Below are 19,509 nucleotides of genomic sequence, written 5' to 3'. Positions count from 1 at the left end.
CAACATTGTTTCGGTGACAATGTTTCGTGCGCCGACCGGGGACAGGCGCATGCGCCTGCCCCCAACCCACGCTACCCCTCGATCGTGATCTCCGGCCATCGCGCCTTGGCCGAGCCCGTGGTCCGTTCCCAGCCGCCCGCGCCCTTCACCCGCAAGGGGTTGGGCCGCAGGCGCAGGGAGAACAGGTCCTCCAGGCCGAACGGCGCCCAGACGCCGAGACTGTCGTCGGCCTCCAGCCGCACGCCCACGCAGAAGGCGGTGGCCACGAAGCGCTTCAGGGCGTCGGCGCTGGACAGCAGCGGCGGATAGGGCTCGTCGGCCCCGAACTTCCGCTCGAACCACAGGTGGACCCGGGCCTGGTTGCGGACCTCGACCAGGCCGCGCAGCGGCTCCTCGAACGCCGCCGCCACCCGCCGGATCACCACGTCCTCGGCCTCGTAGGAGGTGTCGGAATCGTCGTGATAGGCGACGTCGTAGTCCTTGATCCCGTAGTCCGGGGCGCGGCCGGTCAGGTGGTTCCACACCGGCTGATAGACCGCGCCGGAGAACACCATCGCGTCGGGCAGGCCGAGGTCGTGGATCGTCCGCAGCACCTGCATGGTGGTGGGGACGTGGCGCACGATCTCGACGAGGCGGGCTTCTAAATCACTCATCGGCGCCTACACACATCTTGCGGACGGATCGCCTTGCCGATCTGGGCAAGGCTGGAGAATGAATTTATCGGGCGTAGCGCATTCGCCCTGTGGCAACACCTGCAGGTACTCGCCCGTACGCCCCTTGACCTTGTAGATCACCGTCGGCCGGCAGTCCTTCAGACCGACATAGTAGGAGTTCTCGGTCATCAACAGAGCAAAGGGCATGTCGGCCGGCAGGTTGGGGCAGCGCTGCCTGAGACGTACTGCGTCGCGAGAGGTTCGCCCCAGCGGCTCCATCAACGGAAACGGCGGCTCGCTCGGGGTGAATTCGCAGACGAGCGTCTCTCCATGCGTCAGCTTCGTGGCGAGTTGAAGAGGCTTGGCCAAGTTCTCCGGCTGATCCCCTACGACGTCGGTGTCGACCTTGATCGTGGTCACGTTGGTTTCCACCAAGCCGCATGCGGAGATCAGCCCAACGACAGGCAACAGGCACATGCGTCCAAGCGCTTGCCTCAAGGCCTTCACCGCCGCACCACCCAGCCATGGTCCAGCGGCCCATGCCCCGCTCCGAACCCGGGAGCACGCAGCATGGCCTCGTGGACGTAGTTCCAGGCCCGGGCCACCGACTCGGTCAGGGTCAGCCCCTGGGCCAGGCCCGTGGCGCAGGCGCTGGCCAGGGTGCAGCCGGTGCCGTGGGTGTGGCGGGTGTCGATGCGTTCGCCCTCGAAGGCGGTCTCGCCGTGGCGGGTGATCAGCAGGTCGACGACCCGGTCGCCCGCTATATGACCGCCCTTCATCAGCAGCGCCTGGGCGCCCAGTTCCAGCAGCGCCTCTCCGGCCCGGCGCAGGTCGTCGGTGGTCTCGACGCTCAGCCCGGTCAGGACGGCGGCCTCCGGGGCGTTGGGAGTCAGCAGGGCGGCGCGGGGGATCAGCAGGGTCCGCAGAGCGCCGACCGCCTGCTCGGCCAGCAGCGACGCCCCGCCCTTGGCGACCATCACCGGATCGATGACGGCGGGGATACCCTTGGCGCTGTCGAGTATGCGGGAAACGAGCTCGACCATGGCCGCGTCGCCCAGCATGCCGGTCTTCAGGGCGTCGGCCCCGATGTCGTCCAGCACGGCGCGGGCCTGGGCCTCGACGATGTCCAGCGGGATCGGATGGACGCCGGTGACGCCCAGGGTGTTCTGCACGGTGACGGCGGTGATCGCCGTGGCCGCGTAGCCGCCCAGGGCGGTGATGGTCTTGATGTCGGCCTGGATCCCCGCCCCGCCGCCGGAATCCGATCCGGCGAGGACGAGCACGCGGCCTAGATGAGGAGCTTGGGTCACGGGAGCTGTTCTAGCGGTGAGTCGGGGCGTGGGGTAGGGGCTCCAAGGGCCCTCCCCCTTTGGGGGAGGTGGCCGCAGGCCGGAGGGGGGAGTTGTCGGGCGTTCGATCGGGGTTGCGGCCATCGGCCTATGACTCCCCCCTCCGTCGGCTGCGCCGACACCTCCCCCACCGGGGGAGGACTCTCTACTCCTCCCGCCCGGCCTTCAGCTTGGCGCTCTCGCCCTTCAGCGGTTTGGAGACCGGGCAGACCTCCTGGACGAAGTCGTTCAGCGTGTTGACCAGGCTGTCGCGCACCAGGCTGTAGTGCACGAACTGGCCGCGTTTCTCGCTGCGCACCAGGCCGGCCGCCTCGAGGATCGACAGGTGCTGCGACACCGCCGGCTTGGAGATCTCGAATCGCGAGGCGATGTCCCCCGCCGTCAGCTCGGCATGGGCCAGATAGGCCAGGATCTTCCGGCGGACCGTGGATGAGAGGGCTTCGAATACGCGTTGCATGTGACGGTATTTAAGCTGTTCGCTAAGCGCTTGCAAATAGGTAAGGAGGTATTTAAGGAATAGCTTACTAGATACCGGAGGCGATGATGAGCCACGCGACGACGACACCCTTCCCGTCCGGGTCCGCTCGCCCTTCGACGAACCCCGGCCGCGTCATCGCCGGGTTGTTGCTGGGCGCGCTGTGCGGCGGGGTCTTGGTGAGCGGCATGGTGCTCGCCATGGCCCTCGTCCAGTACGACCCGATGACGGGTCTGGCGTTCGCGGCCGTGGCCCTACCCTTCGCCGTCGTCACCTGGTTGGCGGGCCTAGTGGTGATCGGCGGACCGATCTGGTGTCTGCTGCGCAAGTTGAACGCCCGCCCCACGCGACTGGCCGCCGCGGTCGGCGGGATCGTGGCGCCGATGGCCGCGGTGGGGCCGACGATGGTCCTGACCCTGGGTCATGGCCATGGCGACATGAACTTGTTGCTGTTGACCCAGGCCGCGATGTTCGCGGCGGCCGGCGCGGCGGTGGGCTGGGTCGTGGCCAGGGTCGCCTATGGCCGGCAAGGCGGCGCGCGATGAGCCCGACCGCCGACGCAGCTCCCGCCCAGATCATCCGCCGCATCCTGCGGGTCAACGACGCCGGCGAGCGCGGCGGGGTGGCGCTGTACCGGGCTCAATTGGCGGTGGCTCGCTGGCGTTGCCCCGAGGTCGTGCCGTTCCTGGAATGGACCCGCGACCACGAGGCCGACCACGCCCGCCGCTTCCGGGCGCTGATGCCGGCCCGCGCCGCCAAGGTCTGCCGCCTGCCGTGGATCTGGACCGCCGGCGCGCTGCTGATGGGCCTGTCGACGGCGTTGTTCGGCGCGCGGGCGGTCTATCTCTGCACCGAGGTGGTCGAGCGCGGCGTCCACCGCCACCTGAGCATCCAGTTGGCCTTCGTGCGCCGCCACGACGCCGAGCTGACCGCGCTGATCGAGTCGGTGAGCGCCGACGAGATGGAGCACCTGGAGCACGCGGTGAAGATGCGCGGCGACCGCCCCGCCCCGTTCGGCCGGTTGTTCGACGCGGCGATCACCCTGAGCACCGAAGTCCTGATGTGGCTGTCGACACGCGGCGACATCGCGCGGCTGGCGCGGCGGCTGGAGATGGAAGGCGCGGCGGCATGACCGATCACCCGGCCCACGACGCCCCCTACGCCGTCCATTCCATCGTCCCTTCGCCCGCCGACGATGCCGTCGCCGGTCGCGTGGTCTGGGCGCCGCTGACCTCGATCTGGCAGGGCGTGATGCTGGCCGGGGCCCTGGCCGCGCCGTTCTTCTTCAGTTGGAGCGGCCTCTTGGTGTTCGTGGCCCTGACCGGCGCCACCCTGCTGGTCGGCCATTCGGTCGGCTTCCACCGCCGGCTGATCCACGGCAGCTTCCAGAGCCCGCTCTGGCTGGACCACTTGATGATGTACGCCGGCACGCTGGTCGGGATGAGCGGGCCGCTGGCGATGATCGAGGGTCACGACCTGCGCGACTGGGGCCAGAGGCAGCCCGACTGTCATCCCTACCTGTCCAATCGCGCGGGCTTCTGGACCGACTATGCCTGGAACCTGCACGGCCGGCTGGTGCTGGCCTCGCCGCCACGGGTCGAAATCCCGCCGCGCATCGCCAGTGACCGGTTCTACCGGTTCCTGGAGCGGACCTGGATGCTGCAACAGCTTCCCGTGGCTATCGTGCTGTTCGCGCTCGGCGGCTGGTCATGGCTGCTGTGGGGCGTCTGCGCGCGGGTCTGCGTGTCGGTGACCGGCCACTGGTTCGTCGGCCGCCTGGCCCATCGCACCGGTCCGCAACGCTGGTTGGTCGAGGCCTCGGGGATCCAGGCCCATGACGTGCCGTGGGCGGCGATTCCGACCATGGGCGAGGCCTGGCACAACAACCACCATGCCTGGCCAGGCTCGGCGAAGCTGGGCCTGTATCCGGGTCAGGCGGATTTCGGCTTCGCGTTCATCCGCCTGCTGGAGTGGCTGGGCCTGGCCTGGGACGTGCGGACGCCGGAGACGCTGCCGGAGCGGGATGGGTTGGTGGGAGCGTGAAGCTCCTCAATTACCCCCATCGTTGTCATCCCGGCCGAAGCGAAGCGTAGAGCCGGGACCCAGGGGCGGCCGCACCGCATTGGCCCAGTCCCCTAGGTCCCGGACAGCCTCTGCGAGGCTTCCGGGATGACAACGCTTTGGGAAATCGGTGGCAAAGGGTTCGCGCGAAAAAGACCGCTACGGATGCTGGCTTGCGCCAAGCAGACCTTCTGAAGGTCCCAAGAAGGGTGGTTGTCGGTCGATCGTTCTTCCCTCCCCTTTATGGGGAGGGGGGACCAGCGAAGCTGGTGGGTGGGGCTTCACCGCCGCGCTGAACTCTCTGCACCGGACCCCCACCCGACCCGCTACGCGGGCCACCCTCCCCTGAGGGGGGAGGGACGAGATGGTTTCGGATTTCAGAAGCTGACCGTTCGAACGTCCGACTTGGGTCAAAACCGGCCTCAAACACCGCCCTCGATTGCCCCCCACACCGCCAGCGCCTGGGCCGTCTCCCGCACGTCGTGGACCCGCAGCGCCGCCACGCCCGCCGCCGCGCCGTGCAGATGCGCCGCCAGGGAGCCACCCAGCCGGGCGTCGGGCTCGGCCCCCAGCGGGTCTAGCGCCGCGATGAAGCGCTTCCTGCTGGCCCCCAGCAGCACGGGGTAGCCCAGGGCGACGAAGCGCGGCAGGGCGGCCAGCAGGGCCAGGTTGTGGGCCGGGGTCTTGCCGAAGCCGATGCCGGGATCCAACCAGATCTTCTCGCGGTCGACGCCGGCGGCCATGGCGGTGAAGGCTCGGGCCAGCAGGAAGGCCTCGACCTCGGCGACCACGTCGTCGTAGCGCGGATCGTCCTGCATGGTCCCCGGCTGGCCCAGCATGTGCATCAGCACGACCTCGCAGCCCAGCTCGGCGGCGACTTCCGGAGCGTCGGGCGCGAAGCGCAGGGCGGCGACGTCGTTCCACAGGCTGGCCCCGGCGGCGACGGCGGCCCGGGCCACGGCGGGCTTCATGGTGTCGATCGAGATCGTCACCTCGCTCTCGGCCCGAATCGCCGCGATCAGCGGGACCACCCGGGCGATCTCCTCGGCGGCCGGAACCGGCACGGCGCCCGGCCGAGTGCTCTCGCCGCCGATGTCGAGGATGTCGGCCCCGTCGGCGATCAGCCGCCGCGCCTGGGCCAGGGCCGCGCCGAGCCCGAGGAACCGGCCGCCGTCCGAGAAGCTGTCGGGCGTGACGTTGACGACGCCCATGACGCGGGGAAGAGGGTGGGTCGAAGACATGCGGCGTTCTACCCCCCTCGGTCGCTCCGCGACAGCTCCCCCAAAAGGGGGAGCATCCAGCACGACCAGATCCTCCCCCTCTGGGGGAGGTGGCCCGAAGGGTCGGAGGGGGTTTCCCGCCTTACCAGTCGATGAACGTCGTGAAGTCGTCCAGCATGCCGGTCCAGACCCCGAAGTCGTCGTCCAGGCCCGCAACGGTGCGGCCGGCGTTCACGTTGACGTCGTACTGGACGTAGGGGTCCTTGTCGTCGTCGAGATAGGCCTTGAGGTAGCGGTTCTTGCGGTTCCACTCGTTGATCTTCTCGAGCGTCAGCGGCGTCTTCAGGTCGAAGCCGGCCGAGAACTGCAGCGCCTTGCAGCGCAGCTGGGCCTTGTCGCAGTCGTAGAAATAGATCTTGAACGACGCGCCGTTGGCGGCGCTGTTGATCATCGGATCGCCGCCGTCGTCCTTGGTCAGTTCGGCCTTGTAGCCGGCGTCCTGCAGCCACTTGGCGACTTCGGCGCCGGTCATGCCGTCGGCATGGATCTCAGCGGCGGAAGCGCTGGCGGCGAACATCAGGGCGGCGGCCAGGCTCAAGCCAGCGACGATGGTCTTCATGCGGGTAGCTCCCTCTGGTTGAGGCGACAGGTCTAGCTCCGGCCCGCGCCCGCGCCAAGCCAAGGTTGCGGGATGTCCCCAACGAAAAAGCCGGGCCCAAGGGACCCGGCTTCAACGTCGTCGAAGGCTTAAAAACCTAGGCCGTGGCGCTCGTGGGCGAGACCGGCACCGAGGCCACCGGCCCGGTCGGCTTGATCAGGTCGTCCTCGACCCGGACGGGCTGGACGCCCTTCATCACGCCGATGATCTCGTCGCCGCTGAGGGTCTCGAACTCCAGCAGGGCCTTGGCCACCGCGTGCAGGCTCTCGAGCTGTTCGGTCAGGATGCGACGGGCCTCGTCCTCGCCGGTCTTGACCAGGCGGCGAACCTCGGCGTCGATCGTGATCATGGTCTCGGGCGAGACGTTCTGGGTGCGGGCCACCGAGTGGCCCAGGAACACCTCTTCCTGGTTGTCGCCATAGGCCACGGTGCCCAGCTTGTCGGAGAAGCCCCAGCGGGTGACCATGTTGCGGGCCAGGTTGGTGGCGGCGCTGATGTCGCTGGAGGCGCCCGAGGTGATCTTCTCCTTGCCGAAGATCAGCTCCTCGGCCACCCGGCCGGCCATCATGATCGCCAGGCGCGAGGTCATCATGTCGAAGCTCATCGAGTAGCGGTCGCCCTCGGGAAGCTGCATGACCATGCCCAGGGCCCGGCCGCGCGGCACGATGGTGGCCTTGTGGACCGGGTCGGCGACGGGGACGTTGAGGGCCACCAGGGCGTGGCCGCCCTCGTGATAGGCCGTCAGCTTCTTCTCGTCCTCGCTCATGGCCATCGAGCGACGCTCGGCGCCCATCATCACCTTGTCCTTGGCGTATTCGAAGTCGTGCATGGTGACCATGCGGCGGTTCTTGCGCGCCGCGGTCAGGGCCGCCTCGTTGACCAGGTTGGCCAGGTCGGCGCCCGAGAAGCCGGGGGTGCCGCGGGCCAGGGTCTTGACGTCGACATCGGCGGCCAGCGGCACGTTCTTCATGTGCACGCGGATGATCTTCTCGCGGCCCATGACGTCGGGATTGGGCACCACCACCTGGCGGTCGAAGCGGCCCGGACGCAGCAGGGCCGGGTCCAGCACGTCGGGGCGGTTGGTGGCGGCGATCAGGATGATGCCTTCGTTGGCCTCGAAGCCGTCCATCTCGACCAGCAGCTGGTTGAGGGTCTGCTCGCGCTCGTCGTTGCCGCCGCCCAGGCCGGCGCCGCGATGGCGGCCGACGGCGTCGATCTCGTCGATGAAGATGATGCAGGGGGCGTTCTTCTTGGCCTGCTCGAACATGTCGCGCACGCGGCTGGCGCCGACGCCGACGAACATCTCGACGAAGTCCGAACCGGAGATGGTGAAGAACGGCACGCCGGCCTCACCCGCCACGGCGCGGGCGATCAGGGTCTTGCCGGTGCCGGGAGGACCGATCAGCAGGGCGCCCTTGGGGATCTTGCCGCCCAGGCGCTGGAACTTGGCCGGGTCCTTGAGGAACTCGACCACTTCCTGCAGCTCTTCCTTGGCCTCGTCGACGCCGGCGACATCGTCGAACATCACGCGGTTCTTGTTCTCGGTCAGCAGCCGGGCCTTGGACTTGCCGAAGCCCATGGCGCCCTTGGTGCCGCCCTGCATCTGGCGCATGAAGAAGATCCACACGCCGATCAGCAGCAGGATCGGCAGCATCTGGAACAGGATGCTCAGCAGGCTGACGCCGCCGCGCTGGTAGACGATCTCGGAATTGTGCGCCTCGAGGCGCTTGACCATGTCCTCGGCGTTGCCAGGGACATTGACCGCGTAAGGCTTGCCCGAGCGCGGCTCGACCTTGACCACGTCGCCGCTGATGTCGGCCTTCTTGACGTCGCCGTTGTCGATGTTCTTGAGGAACTGCGAGTAGCTGACCTCGCCGGCGGCGCCGGGCTTTCCGCCCTGGCTGACCACGCCATAGGCCGTGACCAGCACCAGAACGATCACAGCCCAGATGCCCAGGGTCTTGAAATTCATACGCGTTGTCTTCCCAACGATAATCTCTGACCTTCCAAGATAGGACGGCCCGGCCGGTTTCGCCACGCGCGGGATATCATGTCGCGGCTTCTTGATCGACACGGCCGACGGCCGCTTCGAAACGATCCAGGACAAGACAACGCACGCGCGTCGCGAAAACCCCTGCAAGGATCGGGCAACCGACCGTCCCGGCGGGATCGACGATCGCCGGCAAGGCGGACCGGGCGGCGGCCGGCAGGTCCTTCAGCGCCCGGCGCTGGGCGGCCGGCAGGCGGGCGGCCAGGCCTTGCAATGGGCGCACGGTCAGGCCGGGGACGGTGGCGGTGATCTCATAGCGGCCGTCCCAGACGACAGTTTCGCCGACCGGCAGGGCGAGGGGAATTAGGGTCCCTCCCCCCTCCGTCGGCTGCGCCGACACCTCCCCCACGGGGGGAGGACCTTGACGCCGGGCCTCGCCGGGTTCGCGGAAGAACCGCACGCCGTCGCCGCTCGCCTCGATCCGCGCCCCGGCCAGGGTGGCGGTGAAGGTCTCCCCGGCGCGAAGGCGATCGACCAGGCGTCGCAGCCGCTCGCCACGCGGCGGCTGCGACGTGCCGGCGGCGCACAGGCAGGCGGCGGCGACATGGGCGGCTGGAGCGGCGCGAGGGAGAACGAGATAATCCCTCCCCCCATGGGGGAGGCGGTCCAGAGGACCGGTGGGGGGAGCCTGCCGAGGTGGAACCACGCCCCCCTCCGTCGCCTGTGGCGACACCTCCCCCACAGGGGGAGGGGAAGCCTGAGCCCGCCGCGCCCGCGCCCGGGCGTACTTCAGGTCGTCGTTGGCCGGGTCGTCCAGCCACGCCTCGCCCCGCGCCGTCAGCCAGTCGCGCAGCGTCCGCCGCCCCACGTCCAGCAGCGGCCGCAGCAGGAACACCCCCCGCCCCTGCGGCCAGGCCGGCGATGGGGCCCAGTCGCGCGGGTCGGAGACCGTCGAGCCCTCGGCCCGCATGGCGGCGGCCTCGGCCAGGTCGTCGGCGGTGTGGCCCAGCAGCAGGACGCTGGCCCCGGCCGCCCGGGCGGCGTCGGCCAGCAGGGCGTGGCGGGCCGCGCGGGCGGCGGCCGGCAGGCCGGTGGCGGGCTTGGCGCCGGACCAGGACAGGGCGCGGGTGGTGGCGCCCAGCGCCTGGGCCTTGGCCACGGCGGCGGCGGTCCAGGCGGCGCTGGCCGGGTTGATCTGGTGGTCGACGGTCAGGCTGACCACCGGACGGCCGTGGGCGCGCGCCCAGTCCAGGGTCAGGATCAACAGGGCCAGGCTGTCGCCGCCACCGGAGAAGCCGACGGCCAGAGGCGCGGCGCCGTCGGCGCGCAGGCGGCGGTCGAGGGTGGCGGTGAAGGTGGGGAAGGGATGTTGCACGATGACCTCCCCTCCTCCGCTCATCCCGGCGAAGGCCGGGACCCAAGCGACCCTGGCCGACCGGCCTCCGAACGAAACCACACACTCAGCTTGGGTCCCGGCTTTCGCCGGGATGAGCGGGATCAAAGAGGCTGAAACCCTAGGCCGCGCACTTGGCCTGGGCCCGCGTGGTCGCGGCCTTGGCCGTCACCGCCGAGGGGGCCTTGGGGTAGCGGCGGGCCAGTTCGTCCAGGGTCTTGCAGGCGTCGGCGGGCTTCTTCAGCGCCACCAGCGACCGCGACAGCTTCAGCACGGCGTCGGGCGCCCAGCTGGTCTGCGGCCAGCCACGCACCGCGCCCAGATAGGAGCCGGCCGCGTCGCCATAGGCCTCGCGCACGAACTGGGTCTCGCCCAGCCAGTAGCGGGCCTCCGGGGTCTTGGCGCTGTCGGGATAGGCGTCCACATAGCCGGAGAAGGCCTGTTCGGCCGCGCCGTAGTCACCGTCCAGCAGCAGTTGGCGGGCCTGCTTGAAGGCCTGGGCCGGATCGGCCGAGGCTGAAGGCGGCGGGGGCGGAGCCGGCACGGCGGCGGCCGCCGCGGCCTCCTGGTCGGCGATCCGCTTTTCCAGGGCGGCCAGGCGCTGGTCGAGCGCGTCGGCGCGGGTTTTCTGCGCCTCGTCAGCCCGGCGCGCCTGGTCCAGGTCGTGGGTCAGGGTCTCGTTCTGACCGTTCAACCGGGTCAGGGTTTGTTCCAGGTCGCCCAGCTTGTCGGACATCGCCGCGATCTGAGCGTCGGTCTCGGCCGTCTGCACGACCACTGGCTTGCCGGTGTCGCGCCCCTGGAAGACGATGGACCGCAACTCGCGCACCACCTTTTCCATGCGCTCCAGCCGCTTGGCGGAGCGATCGTCCAGCGGATCGGGCAGCGGGGTCTGGGCGAACGCCGGCAGGGCGGTGGCCAAGACAAGGGGGGCCAGGGTCAGGACGGAGGCGAACAGCGCGGCTTTCAGCTTCATGTCGGCGATTATGCCCCGGTTGCGGACAAAAGTGCGGCCACTAAAGAGCTCGCTTCAAAAACATTGTCATCCCGGCCTCGGGCCGCGCGAGCGGCCCGTCTGACGACGGGCTGGCGCGAAGCGTGAAGATCCGGGACCGACGCGTGAGCGCCGAGCTTCCGGCGGTCCCGGATCGGCGCGCTACGCGCTTGTCCGGGATGACAGGATAGAACGCCCTTCCCCCATCGAGGGGGAAGGGAGCCCTATGGATTACCGCGCGCCGTCGGTGATGGCGGTGCGGGCGTTGCGGTTCTTGGCCCAGGCGTCTTCGGTCGTGCCGGGGTCGATCGGGCGTTCCTTGCCGTAGGACAGGGTCTCGATGCGCGAACCCGAGACGCCCTGGCCGACCAGGAATTCGCGGACGGCGTTGGCGCGGCGGGCGCCGAGCGCCAGGTTGTATTCGCGAGTGCCGCGTTCGTCGGCATTGCCTTCGATGCGCACGCGCACGGCCGGATAGCGGTTCAGCCACTGGGCCTGGGCGGTCAGGGTCGGCTGGGCGTCGCTGCGGATGTCGTACTGGTCGGTGTCGAAATAGACCCGCTCACCGATGTTGATGACGAAGTCCTGCACCGTGCCCGGCAGCGGACCCTGGTCCACCGGCGACGGCGGCATGGAGGGCTGGGTCTCGGCCGGAGCCGTGGGTTGCGACGGCGGGGTCGGAGCCATCGGACCCGCGGGCTTCGGCCGCGAGGCGCAGGCGGCGAGCGAGGCGGCCGCCAGACCGATCAGCGCCAGTCTAACGACGCGGTTGGTTTCGAAGCTCATCCTGTTTCTCCTCAAGTCCACGGCCAAGGTTCATACTTCTTACGCGCCAAGCCTTTGTGACGCTGTGCGAAAACGTACCCTGGACCTCACAATGGCGTCAGATTGTCGCACCACCACCTCGTTTCACCCGGCGCGTGAACGTCGGATGAACAACAAGGCGGCAACGCGTGGTTATGGCGAAGGTTGCCGCGAAGTCACATCGATCAGTCCAGCAGCGGCGACCACGCCGGGTCGGAAGCCGCGCCCTGATAGGCGGCGGCGCGCAGAATCCGGCCGGTGACGTCCACCGTCCACAGCCGCGAACCGCCGCTGGAGCCTTCGCGCGAGAACATCAGCACCCGGCCGTTGGGGGCCCAGGTCGGGCCCTCGTCCAGGTAGCTGGTGGTCAGCAAACGCTCGTCGCCGCCGTCGGGGCGCATGACGCCGATGTGGAACTGGCCGCCGGTCTGCTTGGTGAAGGCCACGAAGTCGCCGCGCGGGCTCCACACCGGCGTGGTGTAGCGACCGCCGCCGTAGGAGATGCGCCGCACGCCGCTGCCGTCGGCGTTCATCACATAGAGCTGGGCCTGGCCGCCGCGGTCGGAGTTGAAGACGATCTTCGACCCGTCCGGCGAGAACGACGGCGAGGTGTCGATGGCCGGATCGGTGGTGATGCGGGTCGAGGCGCGGCTGCGCAGGTCCAGCACGTAGATGTCGCTGTTGCCGCCCTTCTCGACCGAGAACGCCACCTTGGTGCCGTCCGGCGAGAAGCGCGGGGCGAACACCATGCCGGGGAACTTGCCCACCGTCTCGGTGCGGCCGGTCTGCAGGTTCAGCAGGTAGATGCTGGAGCCCGTGGGCCGCAGCGCCATGTAGGTGATTTCCTGGCTGGTGGCCGAGAACCGGGGCGTCATGACGATGTACGAGCCGTCGGTGATGTAGCTGGGATTGGCCCCGTCCTGGTCCATGATCGCCAGCTTCTTGACCCGGGCCATCTTCGAGCCGCTCTCGGCGACGAAGGCCACGCGGGTGTCGAAATAGCCCTTCTCGCCGGTCAGGCGCTCATAGACCGCGTCGCTGATCTTGTGGGCCACCCGCCGCCAGTTCTCGGCGGTCGAGGTGAACTGCAGGCCCAGCAGCTGCTGCTGGCTGAAGGTGTCCCACAGGCGGAAGTCGACCCGCAGCACGCCGTCGGCGCCCACCGTCACCTGGCCGTTGATCAGGGCCTGGGCCCCGGTCGCCTGCCAGTCGGGGAAGCGGGGTTGGACGTTCACGTCGGTCAGCTTGTCGGCGACATTGGCCACGTTGAGCGGCTGGAACAGGCCCGAGCGCTCGAGGTTGCCGCTGATGACCTGCGAGATGTCCGCGCCGCGTCCGCCGGTCCCCGAAAAGGCCGGGATGGCGACCGGCAGCGGCTTGACCGCGCCCTTGTCGATGTCGACCTCGATCTGCGCCCGCGCCACGGTCGGGACGATGGCGGCGCAGGTCATGGCCAGCACGGCGGACATCGCCGCAAGAAGGGGCTTCAGGTTCATCGGGTCCTCCCTATCGCGCCGCGCAAGCGTCGCGCGCCTTGAAGTTCAAATTGAGTTGCTGGCCATAATAGTCCGGCGGCAGCCCTTCGAAGGGCGCCGATTGATAGACCGCGCGGATGGCGCGCTCGGCGGCGGCCCGGACCACAGGGTCGGATGACTTCTCGGAGTCGCCGGCCGTCACCTGGCCGATGATGCGACCGGCCGTGGTCAGCTTGAAGCCGACCTTGACCTGCACCGCGGCGCCGCCCTCGACCTCGCAATTGGGGTTCCAGCGCCGCTGGATCTCGTCCTTCATGCCGTTGATCGCCGCGGCCTGCAGGCCGGTCATCGCCCCCGCGCCCGGACGGGCCTGGGTGGCGGTCTCCGGACGGGTCGGTCCCCGGGCGGCGTTGGCCACCGGCTTGCCGGCCGCCTTGGGCGTCTTGGCCAGGGTCTTTTCCAGCGAGGCGAAGAAGTCGGGCTCGGGCTTGGCCGGCTTGGGGGTCGGCGGTTTCGGGGTCGGCGGCTTGGGCGTGGGCGTCGGGGTCGGGGCGGTCTTGGGCGGGGCCGGAGCGGGGGTCGGCGTGGGCGCGGGGACCGGAGCCGGCGGCTGCGGGTCGGCCTCGGGCGTCGGCTCCTCGGTCTGGGCCGTCTGGTCCTCGGGCGCCTCCAGGGCCGGACGCACGTTGGTGGGGCCCTCGGTGACGATGGTCACCGGCACGCTCTCGCCGATGACCACCGGCTTGGACGCCTTCCACGGCCCGATCAGGATCGCGGCGACCACCAGCGCGTGCAGGCTGATCGAGCCGATCAGCGCGGGGGACAGTTTGGTCTTGTTCTCGCGGTAGCTCACGCGGCCGCCCCGCTGACTGCTCCCTTCCCCCTCGATGGGGGAAGGGCCGGGGATGGGGGTGACAGCGGTTCAGGATGAAGCACGGCCGTGGCGAACCCCGCCGCCGTGGTCACCCCCACCCCTGACCCCTCCCCCATCAAGGGGGAGGGGAAACCGTTGGCTTCCGTAAACAAAAGGAGGTCACGCATCAGCGAACCACCCATTCACTGCGCCGGACGCAGGGCGCCCGCGTCCGAACCGCCCTCCGGCTTGGCCGTCGCGCCGGACGACGGGCCGCCGGTGTCGGTCAGCAGGTTGATCTTGCTGAAGCCGGCGTTGGACAGCGCCGCCATCACCTGGGCGACGGTGGCGTAGTTCGCCTTGCCGTCGGCGCGCACGAAGATCGGCTTGTCGTAGCCGTCGCCGGTGATCGCCGTCAGGCGCGGGGCCAGGTCGGCGAACGGCACGGGGGTCTCGCCGACGAACACCGCGCCGTCGGCCTTGATCGACACGGTCACCGGCTCCTGCTGGTTCTGCAGGGCGGCGGCCTCGGTCTTGGGCAGTTCCAGCGGCACGCCGGCGGTCAGCAGCGGGGCGCTGATCATGAAGATGATCAGCAGCACCAGCATCACGTCGACCAGCGGGGTGACGTTGATCTCGGACAGGGCGCCCCTGCCCCGGCGGCCGCGCCGGCGGCGGCCGCGTCGGCCGCCGGTGGCGAAGGCGTCATTCGCGGACATCGCCATGGGGTCAGACCCGCTCGCTCAGGCGACGCTGGATGGCCGTCGACAGGTCGTCGGCGAAGTTCTCCAGCCGGCCGGCGTACTTGCCCGCGTCGGTCGAGAACTTGTTGTAGGCGATATAGGCCGGGATGGCGGCGATCAGGCCGATGGCGGTGGCGAACAGCGCCTCGGCGATCGACGGGGCCACGACGGCCAGCGAGGTGTTCTTCGACAGGGCGATGTTCTGGAAGGCGTGCATGATGCCCCAGACCGTGCCGAACAGACCGATGAACGGCGAGGCGGTGGCGACGATGGCCAGGCTGCCCAGGCCGTCCTCGGCCTTGCTGCTCTCGCGGGCGATCAGGGTGTCGAGCACGCGGTCGATGCGCTGGATCAGGAAGGCGGCCTGCCCCTCGCCCAGCACGCCCTTGGCCTTGGTCTCGCGCCATTCCTTGAGGGCGGCCTGCAGCATGCGCGGCAGCGGGTCGCGCGGATTGTTCCCGGCTTGGGCGGCGACCTCCTCCAGCCCCTGGCCCGAGCCGACCTGATCCTCGAATCGGTCGGCGGCCCGGTTGGCCGCGCCGAACCGGAACAGCTTGTCGATGATCACCGCCCACGAGCCCAGCGAGGCCACGATCAGGCCGATCATCACCGCCTTGACCACCCAATCGGCCTGAAGGAACAGCGAAATGAAGGAAAAGCTCTGGGGGCCTGCGGCGGCGTCCATGCGGGGTCCTGCTCCGTTGGGGCGTCAAATTCGTAAGAGCAGGTGATAGCGCGCCTGCTCTGGTTCCGTTGCGCCTTACTGGCATGAAGCGGGGCAATGGTGAAACTATGACGATAGGCGGGCGAGTGGGTTTTTTGCACGTGGGGGGATGGAGGCCTAAACCTCGAACCACGGCGCCAGCCGCGCCACCATCTCCGCCGTCGGCTTGCGCGGCCGGCCGTCCAGGGTGATGCAGATCGCCTCGACCACCGCCACGGCGATCAGTTCGTCGCCGCGGGTGATCTTCTGGCTGACGTGCAGGCGCGCGCCCTTCACCCGGTCATAGGTGGTGCGCACCAGCAGGGCGTCGTCGACCCGCGCCGCCCGCTTGAAGTCGATCTCCATGCGGGTGAGGGCGAAAGCCGTGTCGACCGCCGCCAGCTCGGTGTGCGAGATGCCGACCATCCGGAAGAAGTCGCTCCGCCCCCGCTCGAAATAGCGCAGGTAGTTGGCGTGGTAGACGATGCCGGAAAAGTCGGTGTCCTCGTAATAGATGCGCACGGGCAGCTGGTGCTCGCGGCCGTCGAAGACGCCTGATGAAGGCTGGGGAATCTCGCTCATGCGCCCCTTGTAACCCTCTCCCAGCGGGAGAGGGAGGGGCCCGACCGCGAAGCGTTGGGAGGGTGAGGGTTTAGGGACCGCCGACGGCGTGCCGGCACGCCGGTTGACGGCGTAACCCCCTCATCCTCCCACACCTGTCGGCGCGGGCCCCTCCTTCTCCCCTCCGGGAGAAGGTTCAGTCTTCGCCGAACAACCCGGCCTGCACCACCTTCGGCGCCGACGCCGGCTCCTGCAGGCCCAGGTGCAGATACGCCTTGCCGCAGGCCATCCGACCGCGCGGGGTGCGCTGGATGAAGCCCTGCTGCATCAGGTACGGCTCGATGACGTCCTCGACGGCGTCGCGGGCCTCGGCGATGGCGTAGGCCAGGGTCTCGACCCCGGCCGGGCCGCCGCCGTAGTTCTCGATCAGGGCGCGCAGGTAGCGGCGGTCGAGGGAGTCCAATCCCAGCTCGTCCACTTCAAGTCTCGCCAGGGCCATGCCCGCCGCCTTGCGGTCGATCACCGATGCGCCGTCGGCCGAGGCGAAGTCGCGCACCCGGCGCAGCAGGCGGCCGGCAACGCGGGGGGTGCCGCGGGCCCGGGCGGCGATCTCGGCGGCGCCGTCCTCGGCCAGCGGCGCGCCCATCTTGCGGGCCGCGCCCAGCAGCACCAGCTGCAGCTCCTTGGGGGTGTAGAACTCCAGCCGGATCGGGATGCCGAACCGGTCGCGCAGCGGCGTGGCCAGCATGCCGGCCCGGGTCGTGGCCGCCACCAGGGTGAAGGGGGCCAGGTCGATGCGGATCGAGCGGGCCGAGGGCCCCTCGCCGATCACCAGGTCCAGCACATGGTCCTCCATGGCCGGATAGAGGATCTCCTCCACGGTCGAGGGCAGGCGGTGGATCTCGTCGATGAACAGGACGTCGTTGGCTTCCAGGTTGGTCAGGATCGCCGCCAGGTCGCCGGCCTTGTTGAGCACCGGGCCGGAGGTGGCGCGGAAGTTCACGCCCAGTTCGCGAGCGACGATCTGGGCCAGGGTGGTCTTGCCCAGGCCCGGCGGGCCGAACAGCAGCACATGGTCCAGGGCCTCGCCCCGGCCCTTGGCGGCCTCGATGAAGATCCGCAGGTTGGCCTTGGCCTGCTCCTGGCCGACGAACTCGGCCAGGGTCTGGGGCCGCAGGGCGCGATCGCTGGCGCCGGGGATGGCCTCGTGGGGCTGGGCTTCGCCGGAGATGATGCGGGTCATATCCCCCCTCCGTCGGCTACGCCGACACCTCCCCCACAGGGGGAGGCCTTAGGGACGCAAAGCCTCCCCCTGTGGGGGAGGTGGCCCGAAGGGCCGGTGGGGGGAGTGTGACGAACGCTCACCGCCCCAGCTCCTGCAATCCCGCCTTGATCAGCGCCTGAACCGTCGCCTCCTCGCCCAGCTTGGCCGCCGCCGCCTCGACCACGCGGCGGGCGTTGACCTCGGCCACGCCCAGGCCCATCAGCGCCGCCACGGCGTCGCCGGTCGGGGCCGGCTTGGCGGGCGCGGACGGCGCGGCGCCCGGCGCGGTCATCAGCACCGGCCCGTCGGTGATCGGCTTGTCCTTCAGTTCGGTGACGATCCGCAGCGCCAGCTTCGGTCCGACGCCCGAGGCCCGGCCAACGGCGGCCTTGTCCTCGCGCGCCACCGCGCTGGCCAGCTCGGCCGGCGACAGCACGTCGAGCACCGCCATGGCGGCCTTGGGCCCGACGCCCTGGATCGCCTGCAGCAGCACGAACGCCCGGCGGTCCTCCCGCGAACCGAACCCGTAGAGCCGCAGGCCGGCGCTCTCGCTCCACTGGCTCTCGATGTGCAGCAGCGCCTCTTCGCCGAGCGCGGGCAGGCGTTGCAGGGTCCGTGACCCGCAGCGCACGACGTAGCCCACGCCCATGACGTCGATCAGCGCCTCTTCCTCGCCGACCTCGGCGACGGCGCCGCGCAATCTTCCAATCATGACTTGGCGATCATGCGACCCTCCGGTTGGCGATGCGCAGGTTGGCGTGGGTGATGGCCACGGCCAGGGCGTCGGCGCAGTCGGCCGTGGTCTTGCCGGCCGTCGGCAGCAGGCGGGCGATCATGAAGCCGATCTGGGCCTTGTCGGCCGCCCCGGTGCCGACCACCGCCTTCTTGACCAGGCGGGTGGAATATTCGGCCACCAGCAGCCCGGCGCGGGCCGGGGAGATCAGGGCGGCGGCGCGAGCGTGGCCCAGCTTCAGGGTCGATTGGGCGTTGGTGTTGAGGAACACCTCCTCGACCGCCGCTTCGTCCGGGCGATGCTGCTCGATCACCGCGCAGATGCCCTCGAACAGATGCAGCAGCCGCGAGGCGAAGTCGGCCTTCTCGTCGGGGACGATCACCCCGTGGGCGACGTGGCTCATGCGCGAGCCCTCGACCGTGACCACGCCCCAGCCGGTGCGTCGCAGGCCGGGGTCCAGCCCCAGGATTCGGATCGGGATGCGATTCGCGTTCATCATGTGTTCTCGCACCATCGTCCCTTTTCCGCCGCAGGAAAAGAGGACCGCGCGTTCCAGCAGAAGACGTGACTTGCCTAACGAAGTCTTAAACCCGCCGCGCCTTCAGGCCTGACGGCGGGCGACCTCGGCGGCGCAGAACAGCCGTTCCAGGATCAGGGCCTCGACGGCCGGCGCCTGCACGGCGACGCAGACCTCGGCGTTGGGCTCGCCGTCCACCCGCTGCAGCCGGCCCATCGCCGCGCCGTCGATATTGACCCGCAGGCGGGCGGGCTCGAACGTGTAGAGCTCCGGCGCGATCAGGCTGACGGCGGCCACCACGTCGTGCGGGTGGCAACCCTCGATCCCCCAGGCCTGGCGGTGGAAGGCCGCATAGGGGCCGATCGCCCGGTTCAGCCGCGCCGACAGCGGCGTGCCGCAGGCGGTCGCCCCGGCCGCCATGGCCTCGAGCGTCAGGGTCACCCGCGAGGTGACGTCCAGCGGCACCAGGCGCGGCATGACCCCGGCCCCCAGCACCCGGGCCAGGGCCTCGGCGTCGCTCCAGCTGTTGAAATCGGCCCCGCCGGCCGCCATGCCCTTCACCGCGAAGGCCCCGGCCATCACCGTCGGCCGCCAACCGCGGAAGGCGCCGGGGTCCTCCAGCAGGCCCTGGGCGAGGTTGGTCAACGGCCCCAGGAACAGGCCGGTCAGCTTGCGGCGCGCGCAATAGGCCAGCAGGCTGACGCCGTGGCCGTGATCCAGTTCCGGCAGCTTCCAGCGCTGCGAGAAGCCGGCGCCGTTCAGGCCGTCGACGCCGTGGGCCGGCCGCATCCGTTCGACCCGCCGCCGGGCCAGGCCCGCGCCGGCCCCGATATAGACCTCGGCCCCGCAGCCGGCCAGCCGCAGCACGCCCCGGGCGTTGGCGGCGGCCTGGTCGACATAGGTGTTGCCGAACACCGCCGAGACCGACGCGATCTCCACCGCGTCCGGCGAACGCGCCAGCATGGCCAGGGCCAGGGCGTCGTCCACGCCACAGTCGGTGTCGATATGCAGGCGCAACGGCATGGGGGGATTGTAGGCGCTTGGCGTGACGGGGAGAAGATGG

23 protein-coding genes are annotated in these 19,509 nt (G+C 69.8%); 3 read left to right on the top strand and 20 right to left on the bottom strand.

Going from position 1 to position 19,509, the window contains the following annotated elements:
* Window positions 1-71: 71 nt before the first annotated feature.
* The 5 genes from ASD79_RS04020 to ASD79_RS23685 all read right to left on the bottom strand — a co-directional run bounded on the left by ASD79_RS04020 (window position 72) and on the right by ASD79_RS23685 (window position 2,667).
* Window positions 72-653 (bottom strand): nucleotidyltransferase family protein, encoded by a 582-nt coding sequence (locus ASD79_RS04020; RefSeq protein ID WP_056719716.1) that lies wholly within the window; start codon window positions 651-653, stop codon window positions 72-74.
* 6 nt (window positions 654-659) lie between these two features.
* Window positions 660-1,073: a hypothetical protein gene (locus ASD79_RS04015; RefSeq protein ID WP_156400351.1), complete on the bottom strand. Its 414-nt coding sequence runs from the start codon at window positions 1,071-1,073 to the stop codon at window positions 660-662.
* An 83-nt stretch (window positions 1,074-1,156) separates the two neighbouring features.
* The gene (gene thiD, locus ASD79_RS04010) at window positions 1,157-1,963 is read right to left on the bottom strand and encodes a bifunctional hydroxymethylpyrimidine kinase/phosphomethylpyrimidine kinase (RefSeq protein ID WP_056719714.1); all 807 of its coding nucleotides are present in this window, start codon (window positions 1,961-1,963) and stop codon (window positions 1,157-1,159) included.
* Window positions 1,964-2,147: 184 nt separating this feature from the next.
* Window positions 2,148-2,459, bottom strand: coding sequence for a metalloregulator ArsR/SmtB family transcription factor (locus tag ASD79_RS04005; protein ID WP_056719713.1), 312 nt, complete (start codon window positions 2,457-2,459; stop codon window positions 2,148-2,150).
* A 67-nt stretch (window positions 2,460-2,526) separates the two neighbouring features.
* Window positions 2,527-2,667 carry a hypothetical protein gene (locus ASD79_RS23685; RefSeq protein ID WP_156400350.1) on the bottom strand — a complete coding sequence of 47 codons (141 nt, stop codon included), beginning with the start codon at window positions 2,665-2,667 and terminating at the stop codon, window positions 2,527-2,529.
* On the opposite strand from ASD79_RS23685, the gene ASD79_RS04000 reads away from it, so the two are divergent.
* Genes ASD79_RS04000 through ASD79_RS03990 form a run of 3 tightly spaced genes read left to right on the top strand, consistent with a single transcriptional unit; the run spans window position 2,666 to window position 4,520 of the window.
* Complete coding sequence (locus tag ASD79_RS04000) at window positions 2,666-3,022, top strand: hypothetical protein (RefSeq protein WP_056719712.1); 357 nt, start codon at window positions 2,666-2,668, stop codon at window positions 3,020-3,022. The two genes, ASD79_RS23685 and ASD79_RS04000, sit on opposite strands and share 2 nt — an antisense overlap.
* Entirely contained in the window at window positions 3,019-3,609 is a 591-nt protein-coding gene (locus ASD79_RS03995; protein ID WP_056719711.1) for a demethoxyubiquinone hydroxylase family protein, read from the top strand. Before ASD79_RS04000 ends, ASD79_RS03995 begins: the two co-directional genes overlap by 4 nt.
* The gene (locus ASD79_RS03990; protein ID WP_056719710.1) at window positions 3,606-4,520 is read left to right on the top strand and encodes an acyl-CoA desaturase; all 915 of its coding nucleotides are present in this window, start codon (window positions 3,606-3,608) and stop codon (window positions 4,518-4,520) included. The genes ASD79_RS03995 and ASD79_RS03990 overlap by 4 nt, the downstream gene beginning before the upstream one ends.
* Before the next feature lie 440 nt (window positions 4,521-4,960).
* Here ASD79_RS03990 and folP read toward each other — a convergent pair whose 3' ends face one another.
* The 15 genes from folP to ASD79_RS03915 all read right to left on the bottom strand — a co-directional run bounded on the left by folP (window position 4,961) and on the right by ASD79_RS03915 (window position 19,469).
* Entirely contained in the window at window positions 4,961-5,779 is an 819-nt protein-coding gene (gene folP / locus ASD79_RS03985; protein ID WP_056719709.1) for a dihydropteroate synthase, read from the bottom strand.
* Window positions 5,780-5,900: 121 nt separating this feature from the next.
* Window positions 5,901-6,377 (bottom strand): YbjN domain-containing protein, encoded by a 477-nt coding sequence (locus ASD79_RS03980; RefSeq protein WP_056719708.1) that lies wholly within the window; start codon window positions 6,375-6,377, stop codon window positions 5,901-5,903.
* A gap of 136 nt (window positions 6,378-6,513) precedes the next feature.
* Complete coding sequence (ftsH, locus tag ASD79_RS03975; RefSeq protein ID WP_056719707.1) at window positions 6,514-8,388, bottom strand: ATP-dependent zinc metalloprotease FtsH; 1,875 nt, start codon at window positions 8,386-8,388, stop codon at window positions 6,514-6,516.
* A 76-nt stretch (window positions 8,389-8,464) separates the two neighbouring features.
* Window positions 8,465-9,805, bottom strand: a complete 1,341-nt coding sequence (tilS, locus tag ASD79_RS03970) for a tRNA lysidine(34) synthetase TilS (RefSeq protein WP_056719894.1) — start codon at window positions 9,803-9,805, stop codon at window positions 8,465-8,467.
* 115 nt (window positions 9,806-9,920) lie between these two features.
* Window positions 9,921-10,775, bottom strand: a complete 855-nt coding sequence (ybgF, locus tag ASD79_RS03965; protein ID WP_056719706.1) for a tol-pal system protein YbgF — start codon at window positions 10,773-10,775, stop codon at window positions 9,921-9,923.
* Between the two features lie 249 nt (window positions 10,776-11,024).
* Complete coding sequence (pal, locus tag ASD79_RS03960) at window positions 11,025-11,594, bottom strand: peptidoglycan-associated lipoprotein Pal (protein ID WP_056719893.1); 570 nt, start codon at window positions 11,592-11,594, stop codon at window positions 11,025-11,027.
* A 188-nt stretch (window positions 11,595-11,782) separates the two neighbouring features.
* Window positions 11,783-13,093: a Tol-Pal system beta propeller repeat protein TolB gene (gene tolB / locus ASD79_RS03955; protein ID WP_056719705.1), complete on the bottom strand. Its 1,311-nt coding sequence runs from the start codon at window positions 13,091-13,093 to the stop codon at window positions 11,783-11,785.
* A gap of 10 nt (window positions 13,094-13,103) precedes the next feature.
* Window positions 13,104-13,925 carry a hypothetical protein gene (locus ASD79_RS03950; protein ID WP_056719704.1) on the bottom strand — a complete coding sequence of 274 codons (822 nt, stop codon included), beginning with the start codon at window positions 13,923-13,925 and terminating at the stop codon, window positions 13,104-13,106.
* A 203-nt stretch (window positions 13,926-14,128) separates the two neighbouring features.
* A complete protein-coding gene (locus ASD79_RS03945; protein WP_056719703.1) occupies window positions 14,129-14,650 on the bottom strand; it encodes a biopolymer transporter ExbD in 522 nt (173 codons plus the stop codon).
* Window positions 14,651-14,654: 4 nt separating this feature from the next.
* The gene (tolQ, locus tag ASD79_RS03940) at window positions 14,655-15,353 is read right to left on the bottom strand and encodes a protein TolQ (protein ID WP_056719702.1); all 699 of its coding nucleotides are present in this window, start codon (window positions 15,351-15,353) and stop codon (window positions 14,655-14,657) included.
* Window positions 15,354-15,509: 156 nt separating this feature from the next.
* Entirely contained in the window at window positions 15,510-15,953 is a 444-nt protein-coding gene (locus ASD79_RS03935) for a YbgC/FadM family acyl-CoA thioesterase (protein ID WP_156400348.1), read from the bottom strand.
* Between the two features lie 175 nt (window positions 15,954-16,128).
* Complete coding sequence (gene ruvB / locus ASD79_RS03930) at window positions 16,129-17,175, bottom strand: Holliday junction branch migration DNA helicase RuvB (RefSeq protein ID WP_056719701.1); 1,047 nt, start codon at window positions 17,173-17,175, stop codon at window positions 16,129-16,131.
* Between the two features lie 118 nt (window positions 17,176-17,293).
* Complete coding sequence (gene ruvA, locus ASD79_RS03925; RefSeq protein WP_056719700.1) at window positions 17,294-17,908, bottom strand: Holliday junction branch migration protein RuvA; 615 nt, start codon at window positions 17,906-17,908, stop codon at window positions 17,294-17,296.
* Between the two features lie 10 nt (window positions 17,909-17,918).
* Window positions 17,919-18,440, bottom strand: coding sequence for a crossover junction endodeoxyribonuclease RuvC (gene ruvC / locus ASD79_RS03920; RefSeq protein WP_200952277.1), 522 nt, complete (start codon window positions 18,438-18,440; stop codon window positions 17,919-17,921).
* Window positions 18,441-18,530: 90 nt separating this feature from the next.
* A complete protein-coding gene (locus ASD79_RS03915; RefSeq protein WP_056719698.1) occupies window positions 18,531-19,469 on the bottom strand; it encodes a nucleoside hydrolase in 939 nt (312 codons plus the stop codon).
* Between the last annotated feature and the right edge of the window lie 40 nt (window positions 19,470-19,509).

Source organism: Caulobacter sp. Root655, from assembly GCF_001427665.1.
Lineage (GTDB): Bacteria > Pseudomonadota > Alphaproteobacteria > Caulobacterales > Caulobacteraceae > Caulobacter.
Note: the sequence above shows the minus strand (reverse complement) of the source record. Positions and strands in the feature narration are given on the sequence as shown.